Annotated in this window: 26 protein-coding genes and 2 pseudogenes; 13 read left to right on the top strand and 15 right to left on the bottom strand. The window is 64.0% G+C overall.

The window, feature by feature from the left end:
* Positions 1-108: 108 nt before the first annotated feature.
* The 12 genes and pseudogenes from K0H76_RS11980 to K0H76_RS11925 form a co-directional block, all read right to left on the bottom strand.
* Positions 109-447 (bottom strand): hypothetical protein, encoded by a 339-nt coding sequence (locus K0H76_RS11980; RefSeq protein ID WP_258933133.1) that lies wholly within the window; start codon positions 445-447, stop codon positions 109-111.
* Positions 444-1918: pseudogene (locus tag K0H76_RS11975) on the bottom strand (ABC transporter substrate-binding protein). The gene K0H76_RS11980 and the pseudogene K0H76_RS11975 overlap by 4 nt, the downstream one beginning before the upstream one ends.
* Before the next feature lie 212 nt (positions 1919-2130).
* Positions 2131-2583: an amidohydrolase gene (locus tag K0H76_RS11970; protein ID WP_258933132.1), complete on the bottom strand. Its 453-nt coding sequence runs from the start codon at positions 2581-2583 to the stop codon at positions 2131-2133.
* Positions 2568-3128, bottom strand: a complete 561-nt coding sequence (locus K0H76_RS11965) for an amidohydrolase (RefSeq protein ID WP_258933131.1) — start codon at positions 3126-3128, stop codon at positions 2568-2570. The genes K0H76_RS11970 and K0H76_RS11965 overlap by 16 nt, the downstream gene beginning before the upstream one ends.
* Entirely contained in the window at positions 3118-3375 is a 258-nt protein-coding gene (locus tag K0H76_RS11960) for a hypothetical protein (RefSeq protein ID WP_258933130.1), read from the bottom strand. The genes K0H76_RS11965 and K0H76_RS11960 overlap by 11 nt, the downstream gene beginning before the upstream one ends.
* On the bottom strand, positions 3369-3725 hold the full coding sequence (locus K0H76_RS11955; protein WP_258933129.1) for a zinc-binding dehydrogenase: 357 nt from the start codon (positions 3723-3725) through the stop codon (positions 3369-3371). Before K0H76_RS11955 ends, K0H76_RS11960 begins: the two co-directional genes overlap by 7 nt.
* A 91-nt stretch (positions 3726-3816) precedes the next feature.
* The gene (locus K0H76_RS11950) at positions 3817-4245 is read right to left on the bottom strand and encodes an alcohol dehydrogenase catalytic domain-containing protein (RefSeq protein ID WP_258933128.1); all 429 of its coding nucleotides are present in this window, start codon (positions 4243-4245) and stop codon (positions 3817-3819) included.
* 29 nt (positions 4246-4274) lie between these two features.
* On the bottom strand, positions 4275-4817 hold the full coding sequence (locus K0H76_RS11945) for a UGSC family (seleno)protein (RefSeq protein ID WP_258933127.1): 543 nt from the start codon (positions 4815-4817) through the stop codon (positions 4275-4277).
* A 10-nt stretch (positions 4818-4827) separates the two neighbouring features.
* A complete protein-coding gene (locus K0H76_RS11940) occupies positions 4828-5946 on the bottom strand; it encodes a zinc-binding dehydrogenase (RefSeq protein ID WP_258933126.1) in 1119 nt (372 codons plus the stop codon).
* A 20-nt stretch (positions 5947-5966) separates the two neighbouring features.
* Positions 5967-6803, bottom strand: coding sequence for an aldehyde dehydrogenase family protein (locus K0H76_RS11935; protein ID WP_258933125.1), 837 nt, complete (start codon positions 6801-6803; stop codon positions 5967-5969).
* Positions 6804-6825: 22 nt separating this feature from the next.
* Positions 6826-7431 carry an aldehyde dehydrogenase family protein gene (locus tag K0H76_RS11930; RefSeq protein WP_258933124.1) on the bottom strand — a complete coding sequence of 202 codons (606 nt, stop codon included), beginning with the start codon at positions 7429-7431 and terminating at the stop codon, positions 6826-6828.
* Between the two features lie 182 nt (positions 7432-7613).
* Positions 7614-7967 (bottom strand): zinc-binding dehydrogenase, encoded by a 354-nt coding sequence (locus tag K0H76_RS11925; RefSeq protein WP_258933123.1) that lies wholly within the window; start codon positions 7965-7967, stop codon positions 7614-7616.
* Between the two features lie 430 nt (positions 7968-8397).
* On the opposite strand from K0H76_RS11925, the gene K0H76_RS11920 reads away from it, so the two are divergent.
* The 8 genes from K0H76_RS11920 (at position 8398) to K0H76_RS11885 (ending at position 12741) form a co-directional block, all read left to right on the top strand.
* Positions 8398-8691 (top strand): hypothetical protein, encoded by a 294-nt coding sequence (locus K0H76_RS11920; protein ID WP_258933122.1) that lies wholly within the window; start codon positions 8398-8400, stop codon positions 8689-8691.
* Between the two features lie 221 nt (positions 8692-8912).
* On the top strand, positions 8913-9170 hold the full coding sequence (locus tag K0H76_RS11915; protein ID WP_258933121.1) for a hypothetical protein: 258 nt from the start codon (positions 8913-8915) through the stop codon (positions 9168-9170).
* Positions 9171-9310: 140 nt separating this feature from the next.
* Positions 9311-10363 (top strand): hypothetical protein, encoded by a 1053-nt coding sequence (locus tag K0H76_RS11910; RefSeq protein ID WP_258933120.1) that lies wholly within the window; start codon positions 9311-9313, stop codon positions 10361-10363.
* 94 nt (positions 10364-10457) lie between these two features.
* The gene (locus K0H76_RS11905) at positions 10458-10805 is read left to right on the top strand and encodes an SDR family oxidoreductase (RefSeq protein WP_258933119.1); all 348 of its coding nucleotides are present in this window, start codon (positions 10458-10460) and stop codon (positions 10803-10805) included.
* Positions 10806-11449: 644 nt separating this feature from the next.
* A complete protein-coding gene (locus K0H76_RS11900) occupies positions 11450-11644 on the top strand; it encodes a hypothetical protein (protein WP_258933118.1) in 195 nt (64 codons plus the stop codon).
* Positions 11645-11734: 90 nt separating this feature from the next.
* Positions 11735-11950 carry a hypothetical protein gene (locus tag K0H76_RS11895; RefSeq protein WP_258933117.1) on the top strand — a complete coding sequence of 72 codons (216 nt, stop codon included), beginning with the start codon at positions 11735-11737 and terminating at the stop codon, positions 11948-11950.
* Between the two features lie 40 nt (positions 11951-11990).
* Complete coding sequence (locus K0H76_RS11890; protein ID WP_258933116.1) at positions 11991-12317, top strand: hypothetical protein; 327 nt, start codon at positions 11991-11993, stop codon at positions 12315-12317.
* Positions 12318-12462: 145 nt separating this feature from the next.
* A complete protein-coding gene (locus tag K0H76_RS11885) occupies positions 12463-12741 on the top strand; it encodes a hypothetical protein (RefSeq protein WP_258933115.1) in 279 nt (92 codons plus the stop codon).
* A 208-nt stretch (positions 12742-12949) separates the two neighbouring features.
* Here K0H76_RS11885 and K0H76_RS11880 read toward each other — a convergent pair whose 3' ends face one another.
* Positions 12950-13261, bottom strand: coding sequence for a hypothetical protein (locus tag K0H76_RS11880; protein ID WP_258933114.1), 312 nt, complete (start codon positions 13259-13261; stop codon positions 12950-12952).
* Positions 13262-14003: 742 nt separating this feature from the next.
* Between K0H76_RS11880 and K0H76_RS11875 the strand changes: the two genes are divergently transcribed.
* Entirely contained in the window at positions 14004-14147 is a 144-nt protein-coding gene (locus tag K0H76_RS11875) for a hypothetical protein (RefSeq protein WP_258933113.1), read from the top strand.
* A gap of 109 nt (positions 14148-14256) precedes the next feature.
* On the opposite strand, the gene K0H76_RS11870 is transcribed toward K0H76_RS11875, so the two are convergent.
* The gene (locus tag K0H76_RS11870; protein WP_258933112.1) at positions 14257-15165 is read right to left on the bottom strand and encodes an acyl-CoA thioesterase II; all 909 of its coding nucleotides are present in this window, start codon (positions 15163-15165) and stop codon (positions 14257-14259) included.
* A 94-nt stretch (positions 15166-15259) separates the two neighbouring features.
* Between K0H76_RS11870 and K0H76_RS11865 the strand changes: the two genes are divergently transcribed.
* Positions 15260-15484: a hypothetical protein gene (locus K0H76_RS11865; protein ID WP_258933111.1), complete on the top strand. Its 225-nt coding sequence runs from the start codon at positions 15260-15262 to the stop codon at positions 15482-15484.
* Between the two features lie 100 nt (positions 15485-15584).
* Positions 15585-15917: a hypothetical protein gene (locus K0H76_RS11860; protein WP_258933110.1), complete on the top strand. Its 333-nt coding sequence runs from the start codon at positions 15585-15587 to the stop codon at positions 15915-15917.
* On the opposite strand, the pseudogene K0H76_RS11855 reads toward K0H76_RS11860, so the two are convergent.
* Positions 15914-16233: pseudogene (locus K0H76_RS11855) on the bottom strand (globin). The gene K0H76_RS11860 and the pseudogene K0H76_RS11855 sit on opposite strands and share 4 nt — an antisense overlap.
* A gap of 387 nt (positions 16234-16620) precedes the next feature.
* Between K0H76_RS11855 and K0H76_RS11850 the strand changes: the two are divergent.
* Entirely contained in the window at positions 16621-17094 is a 474-nt protein-coding gene (locus tag K0H76_RS11850) for a ribose-5-phosphate isomerase (RefSeq protein ID WP_146341685.1), read from the top strand.
* The gene (locus K0H76_RS11845; protein WP_258933109.1) at positions 17087-17383 is read left to right on the top strand and encodes a hypothetical protein; all 297 of its coding nucleotides are present in this window, start codon (positions 17087-17089) and stop codon (positions 17381-17383) included. The genes K0H76_RS11850 and K0H76_RS11845 overlap by 8 nt, the downstream gene beginning before the upstream one ends.
* The last annotated feature ends 304 nt before the right edge of the window (positions 17384-17687 follow it).

Raw genomic sequence — 17687 nt, 5'->3', positions numbered from 1 at the left:
GGACCCTGCGGCCGATGAGCCTCAGGAGCGGGGAGTAAGCCGCCCGGCCCAAGAAGCTGCTGTGCTTCTTGGACCGAGGGCTGGTGACCTGCGTGTCGGCTTTCGAGGTCATTCTTGCTCTATCCAGACGCGGTCGTAGAGGACCTGCTGGTTCACCGCGAGGGCGGGGATGGGTTCAGTCAGCCCCGGACCATAGACGCCATCGCGAACTACCTGGGCGGGGCTGAAGGCGGGGCCGAAGGGTGCGTAGGCCTCTTCTGAGATGTACTCGGAGATCTCCTCATAGAGCTCCTGACGCTCATCTTCGTCAGTCGTGGAGGCCGCCTCATTGAGCAGCTCATCAAGCTCGGTCTCCAAGCCTTCCGCCTGTGCTTCTTCCATGGTCTCAGCGCCCTCAGGCAGCGGCGTGCCGCTGTATGGGGAGGTCGAGCCGAAGCGGACGTTCACGCCGATGCCGGCGGCAGGGTCCCACGCGCGGCGGTTTGGAGGACGGATTCCCACTCCCCGCCGACGAAGTTGGTGATGATGTCCCCCAAACCAGCGGAGTTGATGGTCACATCGATGCCTGCTTCCTGCCACTGTGTCTGCAGCGCTGTGGTGACCTGCCGTGCTGTGGAGAGATCGGTGGTGCTCAGCTCCACTTCCAGGCCGCCGATCTCCTCCACCAGCTCGGCGGCCCGCTCGACGTCGTGTTCGCGGTAGCCGGGCACTTCTGCGTGGTGGAACAGCCCGCCGGAGGCGGTGAAGGACTCGCTCATGTCACCCTCGCCGTTGAAGAGCCCCTCATTGATGGCCTCAAAGTCGGTGGCGTAGTAGATGGCCTCGCGAGCGCGTTCATCGTCGAAGGGCTCGGTGCGGGTGTTCAGCTGAACCACATACGGGGAGGTGGGAGCACCAAGGTGGACGCTCAGATCTGGGTTCTGTTCAGCTTCGTCGATGAGGTTCACGTCGCTCAGACCTTCAACAACGTCTCCCTGACCAGCTTGGATCGTTTGGTACGCGACCTGGTCACCGCCGACGGACTGGAAGTTCAGCGCGTCAAGGTAGGGAGATCGTCCTGGTAGTAGTTGTCGTTGCGCTCCATCTCCAGCCGCTCATTCTGCTGGTTGCTCGTGACGATGAAGGGGCCTGCCCCCACGGGTGACCTGCTGAACTCTTCCCCGCCCGATTCTGCGTAGGCTGTGGGTGAGCCGACATAGTTCAGGTTCGTTCCTGGGAAGCCATTGAGCAGCGCGGCGTTGGGGTTCGACAGGTGAATCTCCACAGTCCTGTCATCGACCGCCTGAATGGCGCCCAGCCGAGACATGATGAGATCTTCGTCCACGTCATCGGGAAGGGCGTCGAAGAGGCTGTCCAACCATTCGTCGTCCAGTTCGGGTGCTTCCCGCTCCAAGTCGAAGTCCACGTTCACGGTGGCAGTGCTGCCCCAGCTGATCGCTCGAATCCAGTTCCACACGACGGCGTCGGCGTCCATCGGCGTGCCGTCCGAGAACTCAATCCCCTCGCGGAGGGTGACAGACAGTGTGAGCTCGTCCTCCGACCACTCCGCGCTTTCGGCCTGGTTCGGCACAAGCTCTGCGCCCTCCCCGTTCTCTTCGGGCTCCAGAAGGAAGAGCCCGCCGAAGATTGCCGCGTTCTGGCCCAGGTTGGCGCCTACACTGTTGCTCCTGGCGGGGTCGAGGCCCGTGGACCAGTCTCCGGCGAAGGCTGCGTCCAGAATCGCGGTGAGCTCCCCGCCCTGCTGCGGTTCGTAAGCTTCTTCTCCATTGCCGTTGGCGCTGCCGTCGCCGTTGCCGTCCCCGCCAGCGGCGCCGCCCCCGTCGTCGCCGCACGAGACGAGCGCTAGGGCTCCCACTGCGGCGACCGTGAGGAGCCGCAGGTAGGCGGGCTGACGTGCTGACGAGTCTGTGTCCCTCATGACAAGTTCCCCTTAGAACGATAGTGCGGAGTACTTCCCGAGCATCCACCGGAGTATGTTCCTCCGGTCTTCAAAGCCTGACGGATGTGTGTGAGCCGAATCACATTCCTTCCGTCGGGAGGAAGTGCAATACGGGAGTCCGGGAGGACGCCCACGAACGCACATGACCCGTGCCTGCAGAGCTTTCTGCGGGCACGGGTCGACGATCGGCGTCAGGCTGACAGGCCCAGCCATCGGTAGGCATTGTGATGGCTGATGTTCTCCCACTCGGCGGCAGGCAGATCCATGGACTTCAGCGTCTTCGCGGTAAGCTCCTCGCGCAGCATGGCCGGGAAGTCTGAGCCGACCATGAGACGGTCCGAGCCGAGGAGGTCGATGAGGTACCGGATGGTCCGGCGGTCGAAGACCATCGAGTCGTAGTAGAAGCGCCTGGCGTATTCCAGAGGCGAAGGTCCATCATCCGGCATTACCGCACGCTCCAGGTTCTTCGGCTCCTCATTCCATGAGCCGCCCCAGAAATAGTTGGCGCGGGAAGCATCATGGGGAAGCCATGCGGCGGCGTGGCTGAAGGAGACGCGCAGGTTCGGACAGGCAGCTGCTGTGCCGCCGAGGATCAGCGACGCGGCCGCATACATGCCCTCGATGCCGACTACGTAGGTGCCCATGGCAGACATCGGGAGTCGGTCATTGGGGAGGGCATAGCGTGGACGAAGAGGGCCAGATCCAAGCGCTCCAGCTCCTTGAAGAACTCCAGGAACTTTTCGTCGCCGATGGAGCTGCCCAGCACATTGGAGGCGATCTCCACCCCGGCGAGGCCCATCTCCTTGATGTGCTTCAGCTCCGTCGTGGCTGCCTCTGGATCCTGCATGGGGACCATGCCGAGACCGATGAGTCGCTGCGGCGAATGCGAGGTCAGCTCGACGGTGAACTCATTGGTGTGACGGGCAAGCGCCAGTCCGTCCGGTGACGGAAGGTCATAGCGCAGCAGGGGAGGCATGGGGCTGATCACCTCGACGTCCACCCCGGAAGCGTCCTGAGCCTCCAGGCGCTTCTCTGCTTCGAAGAAGACGTCCTTCGCCCGGAACCTCATCTGTCCGAAGATCAGCTGCCGATCAGTGCTGTCGGGCACGGCTTCCATGGCGGGAAAGCAGGCGGGTGCGTCTGCCGGGTAGTCCTTGGGCAGATAGTGGGCATGTGCGTCAACGATCATCAGTGCTCTCCCGATCAGTTCTTGTGAGGATGAACGGAGACGTGGACGGCATCGCCGCTGCCTGCCCTGCCTGACAGAGCGTCGATGGCCTCGCCCACCTCTTCCAGCCCAAAGGTGTGGGTGTGAAGCTTCTCCAGAGGAAGCGCCCCGATTCGATGATCTCGATGGCTTTGCGCTGCGCGGGAGCGTCCACTCCGAACGCGCCCTTGAAGGTCAGTCCGCGCTGGATGATGGTGTCCGTCACCATGGGGATCTCCCGCCCCCTTTCAGCCCCGCCAAGACCACCGTTCCTCCGTGCCGGACGGATCTGAGAGCATCGTTCACCGGACCCGCCGCCATGGGAGTCAGTTCGACGGCCACGTCAGCCATTGCGCCGTGGGTGACATCCCCGACGAACTCAACAATGTCCACGGCATCTGGGCCGTCGACCACGACGGCGTGGTCGGCCCCGAGCTCCTGGGCCAAAGCCAGTTTGTGCTGGTCCTTCTCCAGGCCGGTGATGATGACCTTCGACGCCCCTACAGATTTGGCGGCGATGACGGCTCCGAGGCCGCGCTGGCCCGCTCCCAGAATGACCACCGTGTCGCCCAGGCCCACCCCTCCCAGATCGACCGCCCATCGGACGCTGCGCCGATGGGGTTATACATGGCAGCGATCTCCTCAGGCAGACTCTTGTCGATCTTGTGCATCACCGAGGTGGGGAGAGGTACATGTACTCCGCGAAGCCGCCCCACAGAATGGGCTCCACCGCGACCGGCGTCACACCGTGTCCGCCTTGCCGGAAGCGGCATGCCTGGTATCGGCCGATCAGGCAGTCCCTGCATTGGCGGCACGGCACAATGACTTCCAGGCCCACGCGGTCTCCGACCTCGACGCCCCACCGCTCGGAGGCGAGCTCGCCCAGCTCTTCGATGATTCCCATCGGTTCATGACCAGGGATGAACGGGCCACGGGCGCCGCCCAGCTCACCGCTGAATATCTCGACATCGGACCCGCAGATTCCGTTGGCCTCCACGCGAATCAGTCCATCGTCGCGCCCGATGGTGGGACGTGGGTATTCGCGGATCTCGATCGTTCGTGGTTCGGTCTGGACAGCGGCGCGCACCATTTCAGCCATGTCTGCTCCCTCGTGATGTGTGAGTGTGGTCAGGCGGAGGTCAGGGTCTCAACGATGGAGGGCGTCAGCTGACGTGCGCGCTCCTTGACCTCGTCCTCGCTCAGCGGCGCGACAGGATGCTCCGTGGTGATCCACTGATACTCGGCGTCCCCCTGAATCTTGGCCATAGACCTGCCCGTCGTATCGAATGCATCAGTGATGACCACCGCTGCGGGCAGGCCGCCTCCTTCGAATTGAATGCCGTCGGCTACTGCTGCGGCACTGCACGAACCGCAGTCGCCTATGCCGATCACGACAACGTCAGAAGACTCTTTGAAACGGTCGATGATGTCTCCATCGACCGGCACCGAGAAGTTCTGCTTGGTCTCTACGATGCTCACCTCCTTGGCGCCGTATTCTTCGGTGAGGAGGCTTCCCACCTCCTGGAGGAAGAGGAGGGCGTTGTGCTTGGTGTTGTCCAGCAGGCCAACACGGAGCCCTTTGAGCTCGGAGGTCCTCTGTGCGTAGGCTTTCGCCGACTCATCGGCCCCGGCTGAGACCTGGGTGGGGTTCAGGATTCCATTCGGTGTCACGGCTGTGTTCCTATTCTTCTTCGTGGATGATCACACCGCGGATGTTCTTGCCGTCAATGAGGTCCTGATAAGCATCGTTGACCTGGTCGAGGGTGTATCGGCGGGTGATGAGTTCGTCGAGCTTGAGGTCGCCCTCCATGTACATCCGGAGGAGGCGCGGAATGTCGTAGGTGGGATTGCAGTCGCCGAAGAGGGCCCCGCGTATCTCTCTCTGGTACCCGATCAGGAAGCCGCCGGGCAGCGTGACGGCCTCTCCGCGGCCTATGCCGGTGATGGTGACCTTGCCGCCCTTTCCGGTCATCTGGACTGCCGCGTTGACCATCTCCTCGGTCACGATGTGCGGGGTGAGGATGACATGGTCAGCCAGCTGGCCCCAGGTATGGGCGACGACGAAATCGTGTGCTTCCGCAGCGTCGGCGAAGGCATGAGTGGCGCCCAATGTCTTGGAGTTTTCGCGCTTGAACTCCACGGGATCCACCACGATGACGTCTCGAGCGCCTGCGTAGCGTGCTCCCTGAACCGCGTTGGAGCCCACACCATGGCGCCGAAGACGACGACAGTCTGCCCGGCACGGACTCCGCGGCGTACACCGCTGAGCCCCAACCGGTGGGCACTCCGCACCCGGAGATCGACGCCAGGTCGAAGGGAATGTCGTCGAAGAGCGGGATGACGGCGTACTCGGACACCACCGCGTACTGGGAGAACGTCCCCAGTGAGCAGAATCCCCGTAGTCCTCGCCGTCCTTGTGGAATCGGAATGTGCCGTCGAGGAACATGCCGGTGCTTAACATTGAGACCCTTGACGCACATGCTCTGATGGCCCTCCGAGCATGGTCGGCAGGTGCCGCAGGCAGGAATGTACGAGCACACCACTCGGTCCCCGGCTTGACGCGCCTGACGTGCTCGCCGACGGATTCGACGATCCCAGCGCCTTCGTGTCCTCCCACCACTGGCATACGCACCGGAGCATCGCCTTCGGTGATGTGATGATCGGAGTGGCAGAGCCCCGAGGCGTAGAACTTGATGCGCACCTCAAAGGCCTTGGGTGCGTCGAGCTCCAGCTCGGTGATCTCCCAGCCGGTGTGCGCCTGATGGGTCACGGCGGCGCGAGTAGTAATGGTGTCAGTCATGAGTTGTACGCAGCCTCACTTCAGCGGATTGAAACGGTCTTGACCTGGGTCCACTCCAGGACGGAGTCGGCTCCCATTGTTCGGCCGAAGCCGGAGTTCTTGTAGCCTCCGAAAGGCCCGCCGATGACGCAAGCGCCGATAGGGCTGTTGATGCCGACCTGGTAGGCCTGCAGTCCGCGGGCGAACTTCACGGCGCGTCCGGTGTCGCTTGTCCACACCGAAGACACGAGTCCGTACTCGGTGTTGTTCGCGACTTGGAGGGCCTCGTCATCGTCGTCGACCGGAATCACCGAGAGAACAGGACCGAAGATCTCCTCCTGTGCCAGGCGGCTGTCGGGATCCACTTTGTCGAAGATCGTCGGCTCGACGAAGAACCCGTTCGCGTACTTGTCACCGGATGGCTTGCCGCCGCCGATCACGAGGTCGGCGCCCTCCTGTCGGCCGACATCCATGTACCCCAGCACGCGCTCATACTGCTTCTGGTTCACCACCGGCCCCATGCTCACGTTCTCGTACCAGGGGCCGATCGTGGTCTTCTGCAGTTCCGCTGCCAGGCGTTCCACCACTTCCTGATGGATGCTGCGCTGAACCACCACGCGCGACCCGGCCGCGCAGACCTGACCGGTGTTGATGGTGATGGCGAATGCCATGCCGGAGATGGCCCGGTCCAGGTCGGCGTCGTCGAAGACCACCTGCGGTGACTTGCCGCCCAGCTCCAAGTGCAGCGGAGTGAGATTCTTGGCGCAGGACTCCATAATTGCGCGTCCAGTCTGCGGCGAGCCGACGAACCCCATGCGCGTGACCTTTGGGTGGGCCGGAATGGGGGCTCCAGCTTCGGCCCCGTAGCCGGTGACCACGTTGATGACGTAAGCCGGTATGCTACCTGAACGCCAAGCTTGGCCAGCGCAAGGGCTGCCAGCGGGGCGTCTTCGGCAGGCTTGATGATGATGGTGTTCCCTGCCGCAATGGCGGCGCCCACCTCGACAGCGAACATGGGCCCGGGGCGTTCCACGGAATGATGGCGCCTACGACGCCGAAGGGTTCCCGCAGCGTGAATCCAAGGGTGTCAGGGAGTGGGTGGGAAGGACACGCCCTGGACCTTGTCCGCCTGCCCGGCGATGAAGCGAAGCTGGCTCGCCATGGGAACCATGCCCCTCGCGGGTCGACCGACTTCTTGGGACTCGAGCTGGTCCAGCTCTTGGACCTTCTGCTCCACGAGGTCCGCCCACGCGAAGATGAGATCGGCTCGGCGCGTGGCGCTGAGATCGCGCCAGGCGGGAGGGCCTTCTCTGCGGCCTGGACCGCAAGGTCCACATCTGCTGCATCGGAGCGTGGGATGGTGGCGATCACGTTGCCGTTGGCGGGGTTGATGACCTCGATGGTCTCCCCGCTGGAGGCGGGGACCCATTCGCCGCCGATCAGCTGGGCTCCGCTGATGAGGAGTTCAGGGTCGAGGTCCAGAGGTGCTTCTGCTGTGGCAGTCATAATGCGTGTCCTTCGTCAATTCTGTTCATGAGGAGAGGTGCTGATCAGTCGTCGTGGTCGATGAGGACGACCCGCGGATGTTCTTGCCGTCGAGCATGTCCTGATACCCTGATTGACCTCTTCGAGGCTGTAGGTGCGGGTCACCAATTCATGGAGCTTGAGCTTGCTTACCTGATACATGCTCAGCAGGCGGGAACGTCGACCAGCGGATTGCAGGCGCCGTAGACGTGACCCTTGATGCGCCGCTGGTAGCCGATGAACTGGCCAGGATTGGCCCTGATCTTGCCCGGACCCACCGCGGTGATGGTGACCTGTCCGCTCTTGCCGATGATGTTCAGCGCGTCGGCGATGACCTTGTCGTGCAGCTGTCCGACAGTGATGAGCGCATGATCCGCAAGTTCGCCCCACGTGATGCCTCGAACGAACTCCAAGGCTTCCTCCGCTGTCTCGAAGGTGTGCGTGGCGCCGAAGACCTTCGCCATGTCCCGCTTGAACTCCACCGGATCCACCACGATGACGCGCTCGGCACCAGCCATGGCAGCCCCTGCACCGCATTGGCGCCGACGCCGCTGGCGCCGTAGATGACGACCGTCTGACCCGCCTGCACTCCAGCCGCCCGCACCGCGGTGCCCCAGCCGGTGGGAACGGCGCAGCCGCACAGTGAGGCCACTTCCCACGGAATGTCCTTGGGGATCTTGATCACAGAGGCCTCAGAGACCACCGAGAACTGAGTGAAGGTGCCGAGCACACACAGCCCGCCGTAGTCCACTCCGTCTTTGTGAAAACGGAAGGTGTCGTCCTTGAGAATGCCGATCCCGGCGTTCTTGCCGTCGTCGCACAGATTCTGCTTACCGGAGGAGCAGTAGCGGCAGTTGCCGCACGCCGGGATGAAGGACGCCACAACGTGGTCCCCAATTCCACCCTGGTTACACCGGGTCCGACCGCGTCCACTACGCCAGCTCCCTCGTGCCCGCCGACGACCGGCATGCGCATCGGGGCATCGCCCTTCTGGATGTGGTCATCGGAGTGGCAGAGGCCAGCGGCGTACCACTTGACCCTGACTTCGTTGGCCTTTGGGGGATCGAGTTCCAACTCGGTCAGCTCCCACGGCTGTCCGCCCTCGTAGCAGACGACAGCCTTTGTTCGAATGGTTTCCAGCGCCTGCTCGGCAAGTCCCGGCGCATCAACGGTGGTGCTCATGAGCCCCCTTCGGTCATCATTTTCGCTCTGGGCAGCCCCGGTGAGGAGATGTCCTGGTAGTCCATGATGCTCACAAGTCGAAATGTGGTGCACGTCACTTCCTCAGGGTGGAAGGGTGAAACGACCCGGGCTCCGGTGAGCGCCTGGCTCGATCGGAAAAGTCCCCTTCCAGCACACGGGAAGTCCTTTCCCATCCGTCACGTGGAGGGCCATATTCGAAGTGCCGCTCGTGCGCGGCGCGCGGTGAACGTCACCGCGGAACTCAGAATCGGAGCACCACTATGAACGACCAGAACGCTGCTTACTCCTCGTCGGTCGATCAGGCGCTTGCCAACTTCCGCGAGACCATGGAGAAGGACGACTACCACCTGAAATGGTCCCTCAACGAGGAGGAGAAGGTGACGGTGGAGATCGAGGCAGGGCCCGAGGCCTGCGCCGACTGCCTGTCTCCCACGCCGGTGATGGAGGCAATCATGGGCGAGGCGCTCTCTGGCACGCCTTACACCCTGGACCGTGTCGTCCTGCCCAACGAACACTGAGCGGCCGCCCCTGACGCCATTCCATGGCACGGAAGTGTCCATGACACCTCTCCCGGCCTCCATGGATAGTGATACGTGCCACATGGGCTGAGCGGACCCAGACTCGATCTGCTCGCACGACACGGTTGAAAGGGAGCCTAGTGAACGCTCAACAGGCGGTAGAGCTCGATCCTCAGAATGCGCACCGAGTAAGCGACTACCTCTACGAACACGGCTGGTCAGACGGATTGCCCGTTCTGCCTGCCACGGAAGCGCACGTCGACGAATTTCTCGCTCAGACGTCGCGATCCCATGATGAGGTCATCGCTAAGCTGCCGCAGCTCAAGAGAACAGCCACGGTGCGCGAGGTCGCCGTGCATGCCGTCATGGCGGGCTGTCGGCCGGATTACTTCCCTGTCGTGCTGGCCACCTGGGATGCGCTGACGAACGAACGTGCGGCCTTGGGCGGCGGATGGCAGTCCACCTCCGGCCCCGCACCCTGGGTCATTGTCAATGGACCGATTCGCGAGCAGCTGGGCATCAACAGCACCGGGGGCGTGTACGGTCCCGGCTTTCGTCCCAACATGACCATCCCACGAGCGGTCGGCCTGACGGTCCGCAACAGCTTCGGGCTGCTGCCCCATGAGCTCGAACAGGCAACCCAGGGTGTTCCGGGTCGCTGGAGTCAGCTCATCGGCGAGGATGAGGAGCACTCCCCATGGGAGCCGCTCTCGGTGGAGCTGGGCGCCGCCGCTGGCGAGAGCCGAGTGAGCACAATGCTCGTCCGCACCTGTGAGTTCCTTGACAACCGGCACTTCCACGAACCTGTTGAGATCCTGCGGGACTTCGCGGACACCATTTCCCGGTCAGGCCCCTGGATCTTCAGACACTCCTCCGTGGGCATCGTGATGAACCCGGACCATGCCCGTGTGCTGGCGACGGCAGGCTACTCCAAGCAGGATGTGCGCGAATGGTTGGTGGAGCACTGCGGGAAGACCGAGCAGCAGCTGAAGTCGGTGGGGAAGGGGCTCGGCGCGAAGCAGCCGGACGGTCCCTTTGATGACGAGCATTTTCACCGCGTGTTCGCCGAGAACAGCCCCAAGGCTCTCCCCATCGTGGTCGCAGGATCCCCGAACGCTGCGATCTCTATGGTGGTGCGAGTCTTCTCCGACTGGTCAGCGGCATCCTTCCCGGTCGAGAACTCTGGAGCATAGCGCTTCGTCCCTTTCACATGATCAAGGAGTGTTCAATGTCGAACCAAGAGTTTCCCGTCCCTCTCAGTGACCCGCTGGCCTCATCCGATGCTCAGTGGTTGGCCGGAAGGACAGCGGCGGTCGCCGGGGCGGGCTCTCCGGCCCCTTGGGCAACGTGGGCTTTGCCCTGGCGTGGCTCTACCACAGAGCCGGAGCGAAGGTCGCTGTGCTCGACCTGGATCTCGTGGCCGCCGAACGGACGGTCGCAGCCATCGAACAAGATGGTGGTACTGCCAAGGCGTTCGAGACGGATGTCCTCTCACAAGCTTCTACGTCCGCAGCGGTCGCTGCTGCTGCCGAGGAGTTCGGAAGCTTGACGTGGTTGCGACCTCCATCGGCGGAGGAGGCGCAACAAGCGTCTTCGGCCTTTCGGAGGAGGACTGGGACCGAGCATTCGACCTGAACCTGAAATCTGCCTGGAGGCTCATGGTCGCTTCCGAGCCCCATATGACGGCAGGAGGCTCCATCGTCACTGTCTCGTCGGGGGCCGCGGAGGGGCGCGGTCCAGCGATGCCCTACAGCGTGGCGAAAGCGGGCGTGGAGAAGCTCACGACAGGAGCCGCGGCCACTTTGGCCCCGAGAGGCATCAGAGTCAACTGCATTCGCGTAGGCATGATTTGGGGTGCATTCGCGGCCCGCGGCATGGACGAAGAGCTGCGGGAGGTTCGTCGGAAGAATGTTGCTCTTCAGACTGAGGGAAACCCATGGGACATCGCCTCGGCTGCCCTTTTCCTCTCAACAGACCAGGCTCGGTGGATATCCGGGCAGGTTCTTTCGGTCGACGGTGGGGATTCGCGATGCGCAGCACCGGCGCAGCCGGGGCCGACACGGTGAAGAAGCAGTGATGCGGCGCAGCACCCCAGGTCAGCCCTGGACTCGGGCCTGCTTCCTGTCTATTCGGCTACGTGACATTCCTCGACACCATTTGGAGACCCTTCATGGAAGACAAAGTCGTCTCAACCGCTGCCGAAGCCGTGGCGGACATCCCAGACGGAGCCTCAGTGGCGGTCGCCGGATTCGGCATCTCCCACCGCTTCCTCCACCCTGTTGGAAGCCCTTCAGGACCAGGGCGCACGTGACCTGACCGTCTACTGCAACGGATTGGGGAGCCAGGGGGCGCCGACCGCGCAGCTGCTGGCCGAGAACGAACAGATCTCCATGCTCGTCGCCAGCTTCTCCTCCCGTCCCGGGCCGCCCACCTTGGCCGAGGAGCAGATTCTGCTTAAGCACGTTGGAGTTTGAGGTGGTTCCGCAGGGAATCCTTGTGGAGCGTATGCGCGTAATGGTGCTGGTATTCCCGCGTTCTACACAGAAGTCGGTGCCGGAACCAAAGTGGCAGAGGGCAAAGAGGTTCGCCATTTCGGTGGGCGACCCCACATCCTGGAGCACGGCATCACCACCGACTTCGCCATACTCCGCGGATACCGGGCCGACCGGTTCGGCAATGTCCAGTTCCGCGGCGGCAGCCGGAACTTCAACGACAGTTTTGCCAAGGCGGCGCGGACAGCGATCATCGAAGTGGAGGAGATCCTCGATGTGGGGAGCTGAAGCCCGAAGAGATCCACCTCCCGGGGTTTTCATCAGCCGTGTGGTCAAGACCACCACGACGGTCGATGTCGCCTCCCTGCCTCAGCGCTCAGCCCGCTCGGCGGACTCTCACCGTGAGTACGGCGGCAAGCCCGCCTTGTCGCGCGCTGAGATCGGACGTCGGGCCGCGGCTCTCCTCGAGGATAGGAGCATCATCAACCTTGGGGCGGGTCTGCCGAATCAGGTCGTGAACTATTTGAACGGGCGCGACGTTGTCCTGCATGCAGAGAATGGGATGCTCAATTACGGGGATTCGCCGATATCGAGAGGGCGGACCCGGATTTTCACGATGCCGGAGGGAACTTCATCGATGTTCTGCCCGGCGTGAGCTTCTTCGACTCGGTCACGTCATTCGAAATTGCACGCGGAAAGAGGCTGGACGCCGTCATCCTCGGGGCCTATCAGGTCGGCAGCAACGGTGATCTGGCGAACTGGATGCACCCAGGACGTCCAGGCGGAGGCATCGGGGAGCCATGGATCTCGCGGTCGGCGCCAAGTCGGTGATTGTCACCATGGAGCATGTGGACTCCAAAGGACGTCCCAAGCTGGTGCAGGAGTGCGACTACCCCATTACCGCGTCTGAGTGCACCAGCGTCGTGGTGACGGATCTGGCGCTCCTGCGGCGCAGCGAGCACGGGCGGTTCGTGCTTGAAGAGGTTGCCGCTAGCTTCACCGCTGAGGAGATTCTTGAGCTGACGGGAATGGAAGTCGATGTGGCAGAAGATCTTGGAGTGATGCAGGAGGCATGGTGAGTCTCAGGACCAGACACGACTGTCGGAGGTGACGTGCGCACCCGTCCAGGGCCCCGCTGGCCTAGGCGGCTGTCTTGTCCGATACCCTGAGGCGGACTTGGAGCGCTTACTGAGATCCGGCCTCGAGCGCAGAACTCAGGCTGGAGGACACACATATTGGACACACACCAGGCCGGAATCGCCGGAAGACCGGGCCGCGTCGCGATGCTCAGTCTTCATACGTCTCCGCTGGCGCAGGCAGGATCGGCGACGCCGGGGTCTCAACGTGTATGTCAATGCCTTGTCCGCAGCCCTGGCCGCCCAAGGCGTCGAAGTTGACCTGGTCACCACCGACCTGGACGGGCCTGACCGGGCTGACCGGGTCACTGAGCTCGAGGATGGGCGCAGGATCCACGTGCTCCCGGTCGCTCACACGTGTCAGCAGGATAAGAACCGGCTGCTCGAATGTCTCGACGACCTGGCTCGCCGCGCCGTACTCAGTCTCGAAAGCACCGGCACCGGCCGTGTCGATGTCCTCCATTCCCACTACTGGATCTCGGGACTGGCGGGCCTGCAGATGGCGGAGGAGTTGAATGCCGAGCTCGTGCACACGATGCACACCATCGGACAGGTCAAGCAGGAGCTCGACGCTCGACTGTGGGAGGACCCGCGCAGACACGCAGCGGAGACCAAGATCGCCGAGGCGGCTGCCGCACTGACTGCCAACACGTCAGGCGATGCCGCCGACCTGGTGCGAGTCTTCGGCGTGCCCCAGGAGCGGGTGGTCGAGGTCCGCCCAGGTGTGGACGTCGACATATTCCATCCCCCAAGGGTGCGGACCCCGCATCGGTCCCTTGGACGGTCGACCTCTGAGACTGACATTCGCAGGGCGACTCCAGGAGCACAAGGGACCCCACGTCGCAGTCTCGGCTGTCGCAGAGCTGGGCCGCATGCATCCGCAGCAGCCGGTGGAGCTCACCGTGGCAGGGCGGCAGTCCGGTCCCGACGCTCTCGATGTTCGGCAGCTGGCCGACCGAGAGGGCATCGCGCATCGCGTGCGCTTCGTGGACCCCTGCCTCACCCAGACCTCGCCGAGCTGTTTCGCCGCTCCGATGCGGTGCTCGTCCCGAGCCGATCCGAATCATTCGGCCTTGTCGCTCTCGAAGCTCTGGCCTGCGGCACACCGGTGCTGGCGCACGACGTGGGGGACTGAGCGAACTCGTCACACACCGTCGCACAGGTCGGCTGGTGAGTGATCTGAGCCCCACAGCTGGGCTGAGCAGATGAACTGGCTGGTGATCCACCGCAGGGCGTGGGCCCGCTACTCCGAGACGGCCGCCTCGCAGGCGTCGGGGCATTCGTGGTCCGACACGGCGGAGGCCGCCCTCAGGGCATACTGCGCAGCAGTGCTTGCACTCTGCGGGTGAGCTCACTCACCGCCCGAGATAGCGGGAGCGCCAGGTCTCGGAGTATTTCGCATGCGCCTCCTTCGAGTGCGCGCCGCGGTGCGCTGCACCGTCTCCTGGATCCACGGCTTCAGCCCTGCGGCGCCCGGATCATCCCTTCCTGAGCCACCGAGGCCACCAGATCTCCGTTCCGATTGAAGATCCACCCGGTGGCGAGCCCGCGTGCGCCCTGCGCCGAAGGCGAATCCATCACGAAGAGCAGCCACTCGTCCGCCCGCGCTGGTCGGTGCCACCACATCGCATGGTCCAGGGAGGCCATCTTCAGCCCCGGCTTTGCCCAGTACAGCCCGTGCTGGCGCATCATCGGTTCGAAGGGCAAGTAGTCCGAGGCGTAGAGGATGGCGGCCCGATGTATGTTCGGATCATCGGGGAGCGTCCCCTTCGTGCGCAGCCACACCGCCGATGTGGGGCGGCGATCCCGGTCTGCTTCCAAATACACCGGGCGGTCGATATGCCGTATGTCGAACGGGCGGCCCACGCCCCATTCCTGAACCACGGGATGCTTCACGTGGGCCAGCAGCTCAGCCGGTTCTGGGAGCTCCTCGGGCGCGGGCAGATTCGTCGGCATCTGCATCTGATGCGCGGGACTGTGTGCGCTGACCTGGAAGCTCGCGATCATCGACAGGATCGGCTGGTCGTCCTGGTAGGCCTGCGCCCTTCGTGCCGAGAACGACCCACCGTCGCGGAGCCTCTCAACACTGATCTCGATGGGCTTCTTTGCGTCCCCTGGCCGGAGGAAGTAGCCGTGGACGGAGTGAATGGCCCGCTCGGGCTGAACAGTGTGCATGGCCGCGGCAGCCGACTGTGCAAGAACCTGGCCGCCGAAGACCCGCCAGAATGCCTGCGCATATGTCGGAGCGCGAAATCTGTCCACCTGCTCGAGCGCCTCGAGTTCGAACATGGACGTGAACTGCCTCATCGTCTCGTCCGGCGCAGGCTGCGCGCTCTCCATCTCTTCGTCATTGACGCTGCTTACCATCGCTCTCCCTCTGCTGTGCCTACCGTCGGGTAATTCGTCGCCACAATACCCTTTGAGGCGCCCTCCTGGCTGTGTGCCTGCGACAATGAAGGAGATGACGCAGACTCTGAAATTCGCTGAGGCAGCCGCCCTGCAGGACCTGTCGACCTACGTCGCGCGGGCTAAGAGGATCGAGCAGCAGGGCATCCGGCTCCAAGCCGCGGGCAGCGTCGTGGCTGCCTGGGTCCCCGTGATGACTCCCAGCTCCCTGATGGGCGGCTGCCCGCCGTTCTCGGACTGCGCACCATGGCGCTGGGCGAGAGCTCCTCAGCCGACGTGACGGTTGAACTGGGCTCCATCACGGAGCGTCTGGCGCGCCTGACCAGCTCTGACCTTGAGCTTGCGTTGCCTCCGTCACAGGTCAATGCCCCTGGGCCGCCGTGACCCCGCCCCGCTCAGGCTGGGAGCCCCGGGGAACTGTCACCGACGCGCTGCTCCGAGAGACCGCAGAGCGCGGCATCACCCAGATTGCCGACGCGGTGCCGAGCTCCGCCGGTGCCGCTGCCGTCGAGCAGGTGAGGGAGCGCGTCTGGGGCGAGCCTGTGACCCAGACGCCGCCGATCCCTGCAGGCGCTGCGTTCGGCGCCCTCTCTCTAGGATTCTTAGGGTCCGACGACGCAGTCACCAGTGTCCACACCCTGGGGCGATGGACCCGGCTCACCTCGAAGGGCGGCTACATCCTCGCCCGCTCCTCAGGCACTCAGCTGAACTAGGCGTTGACCATCGAGTGGGCTGCGCGCTCGAGGTAGTCCCACAGGACCTCTTCATGCATGGGGAGAGCTCCGCTGACTTCACCGCGTTGCCCATGAACGTCAGCCATTTGTCGCGCGCCCGGCTGTCGACGGTGAAGGGCATGTGGCGCATGCGCAGTCGAGGGTGGCCACGCTCTGCCTGGTAGGTGCGCGGACCGCCCCAATACTGCTCGAGGAACGTCAGGAGCCGGTGCTTGGCTTACTCAAGGTCCTCCTCGGGGTACATGGCTCGAAAATCCTCGTCCTCGGCGACCTGCGCGTAGAACGAATCGACGATCCTCTGGAACGTCCTCCGGCCGCCGACTTGGGCGTAGAAGCTGTTCGGATCGACGTCCTCCGCGCCGTCTCCCTCGACGGGCTGACCGTCCGGGCCGGGGAGGACTCCGAGGTCCGTGGGCCTCGGCGGGGTGGGTGCTCCTTCTGCGTTCGTCGGAGCCGAAGCGGCGTCGCTCTCCCCGGACGGCTCCTGGCTCTGGGCCTCATCCTCCTGGGAAGGGAGGCCGGTCACGCGGGAGGGCGGCCTTCCGGCGGGGCGGACTGTAGCGATGGGTGCGCCCAGACGCTGGGAGAACTGAGGCAAACGGGAGGGCTGCTGCTCATCGGACATAGTCTGCACAGCATAGAATGTCCGGTGTTTGTTCCGGAACCTCACCTAAGGATCCCTATGCGCGTTCACATCGCCACCGACCACGCCGGTATGGAGCTTTCCGCCCATCTGGTCAAGCATCTGACCGAGCTCGGCTATGAGGTCATCGACCATGGGCCGACCGACTACGACGCTGAGGACGACTACCCGGACTTCGTCCTGCCCGCCGCCGAGGCCGTGGCTGCCGAACGGGCTGAGGGGCAGGATTCGCTGGGCATCGTTCTCGGAGGCTCGGGCAACGGTGAGCAGATCGCGGCGAATAAGGTCCGCGGCATCCGTGCGGCGCTCGCGTGGAACCGCGAAACAGCCCAGCTGGCCCGTGAGCACAACGATGCCAATGTCCTCGGCCTGGGAGGACGCCAGCACGGACTGCCTGAGGCCACGGCCATCACCGAAGCGTTCCTGACTGCTCAGTGGTCCGAGGCGGAGCGTCACGCCCGCCGGATCGGAAAGATCTCCCAGTACGAGAGCACCGGCGCCATCGGTGCCTGAGGGCCACACCCTTCATCGTCTCGCCGAGGTGATCAGCCAGCTCTTCGCGGGCCGGAGCTGGCAGGTGAGCTCACCTCAGGGCCGGTTCGCCGAGGGTGCGGCTATGCTCACCGAGCGCGTTCCCGAGCGGGCCCAAGCTCACGGCAAGCAGCTCTTCGTCCACGTCGACGATGCGGTGTGGCAGATCCACCTCGGCCTCTATGGCGCCTTCAGCTTCCGCGGCGATGAGCAGTTCGCCGGCGTAGGCGCAGTGGGAGCCCCGCGCCGCTCGCGCGGGAGGAGGCGGTGAGCGCGACGATGAGGGATGGATCGTTCCCGAAGCTCCCAGGGTGTCGTCCGAGCTCGCGTACGGGGCGCGACGGCTGGGCTGACCTTCGGGGACCCGCGGTGTGCCGAGTGATCACGTATGACGAGCACCTCTCGGTGCTGGAGCGATTGGGGCCGGATCCGCTGCGACAAGCGGGCCTTGGGGTTGAAGAGGCTCCGTTCGAGCTCTTCCTTCGGCGTCTTGCCAGGCGGCGCGTGAGCATCGGGGCGGCTCTCATGGACCAGGCGGTCATCGCGGGGTCGGAAACATCTACCGCGCCGAATCC

The sequence above is a fragment of the Nesterenkonia pannonica genome (assembly GCF_019575955.1).
GTDB lineage: Bacteria > Actinomycetota > Actinomycetes > Actinomycetales > Micrococcaceae > Nesterenkonia > Nesterenkonia pannonica.
Note: the sequence above shows the minus strand (reverse complement) of the source record. Positions and strands in the feature narration are given on the sequence as shown.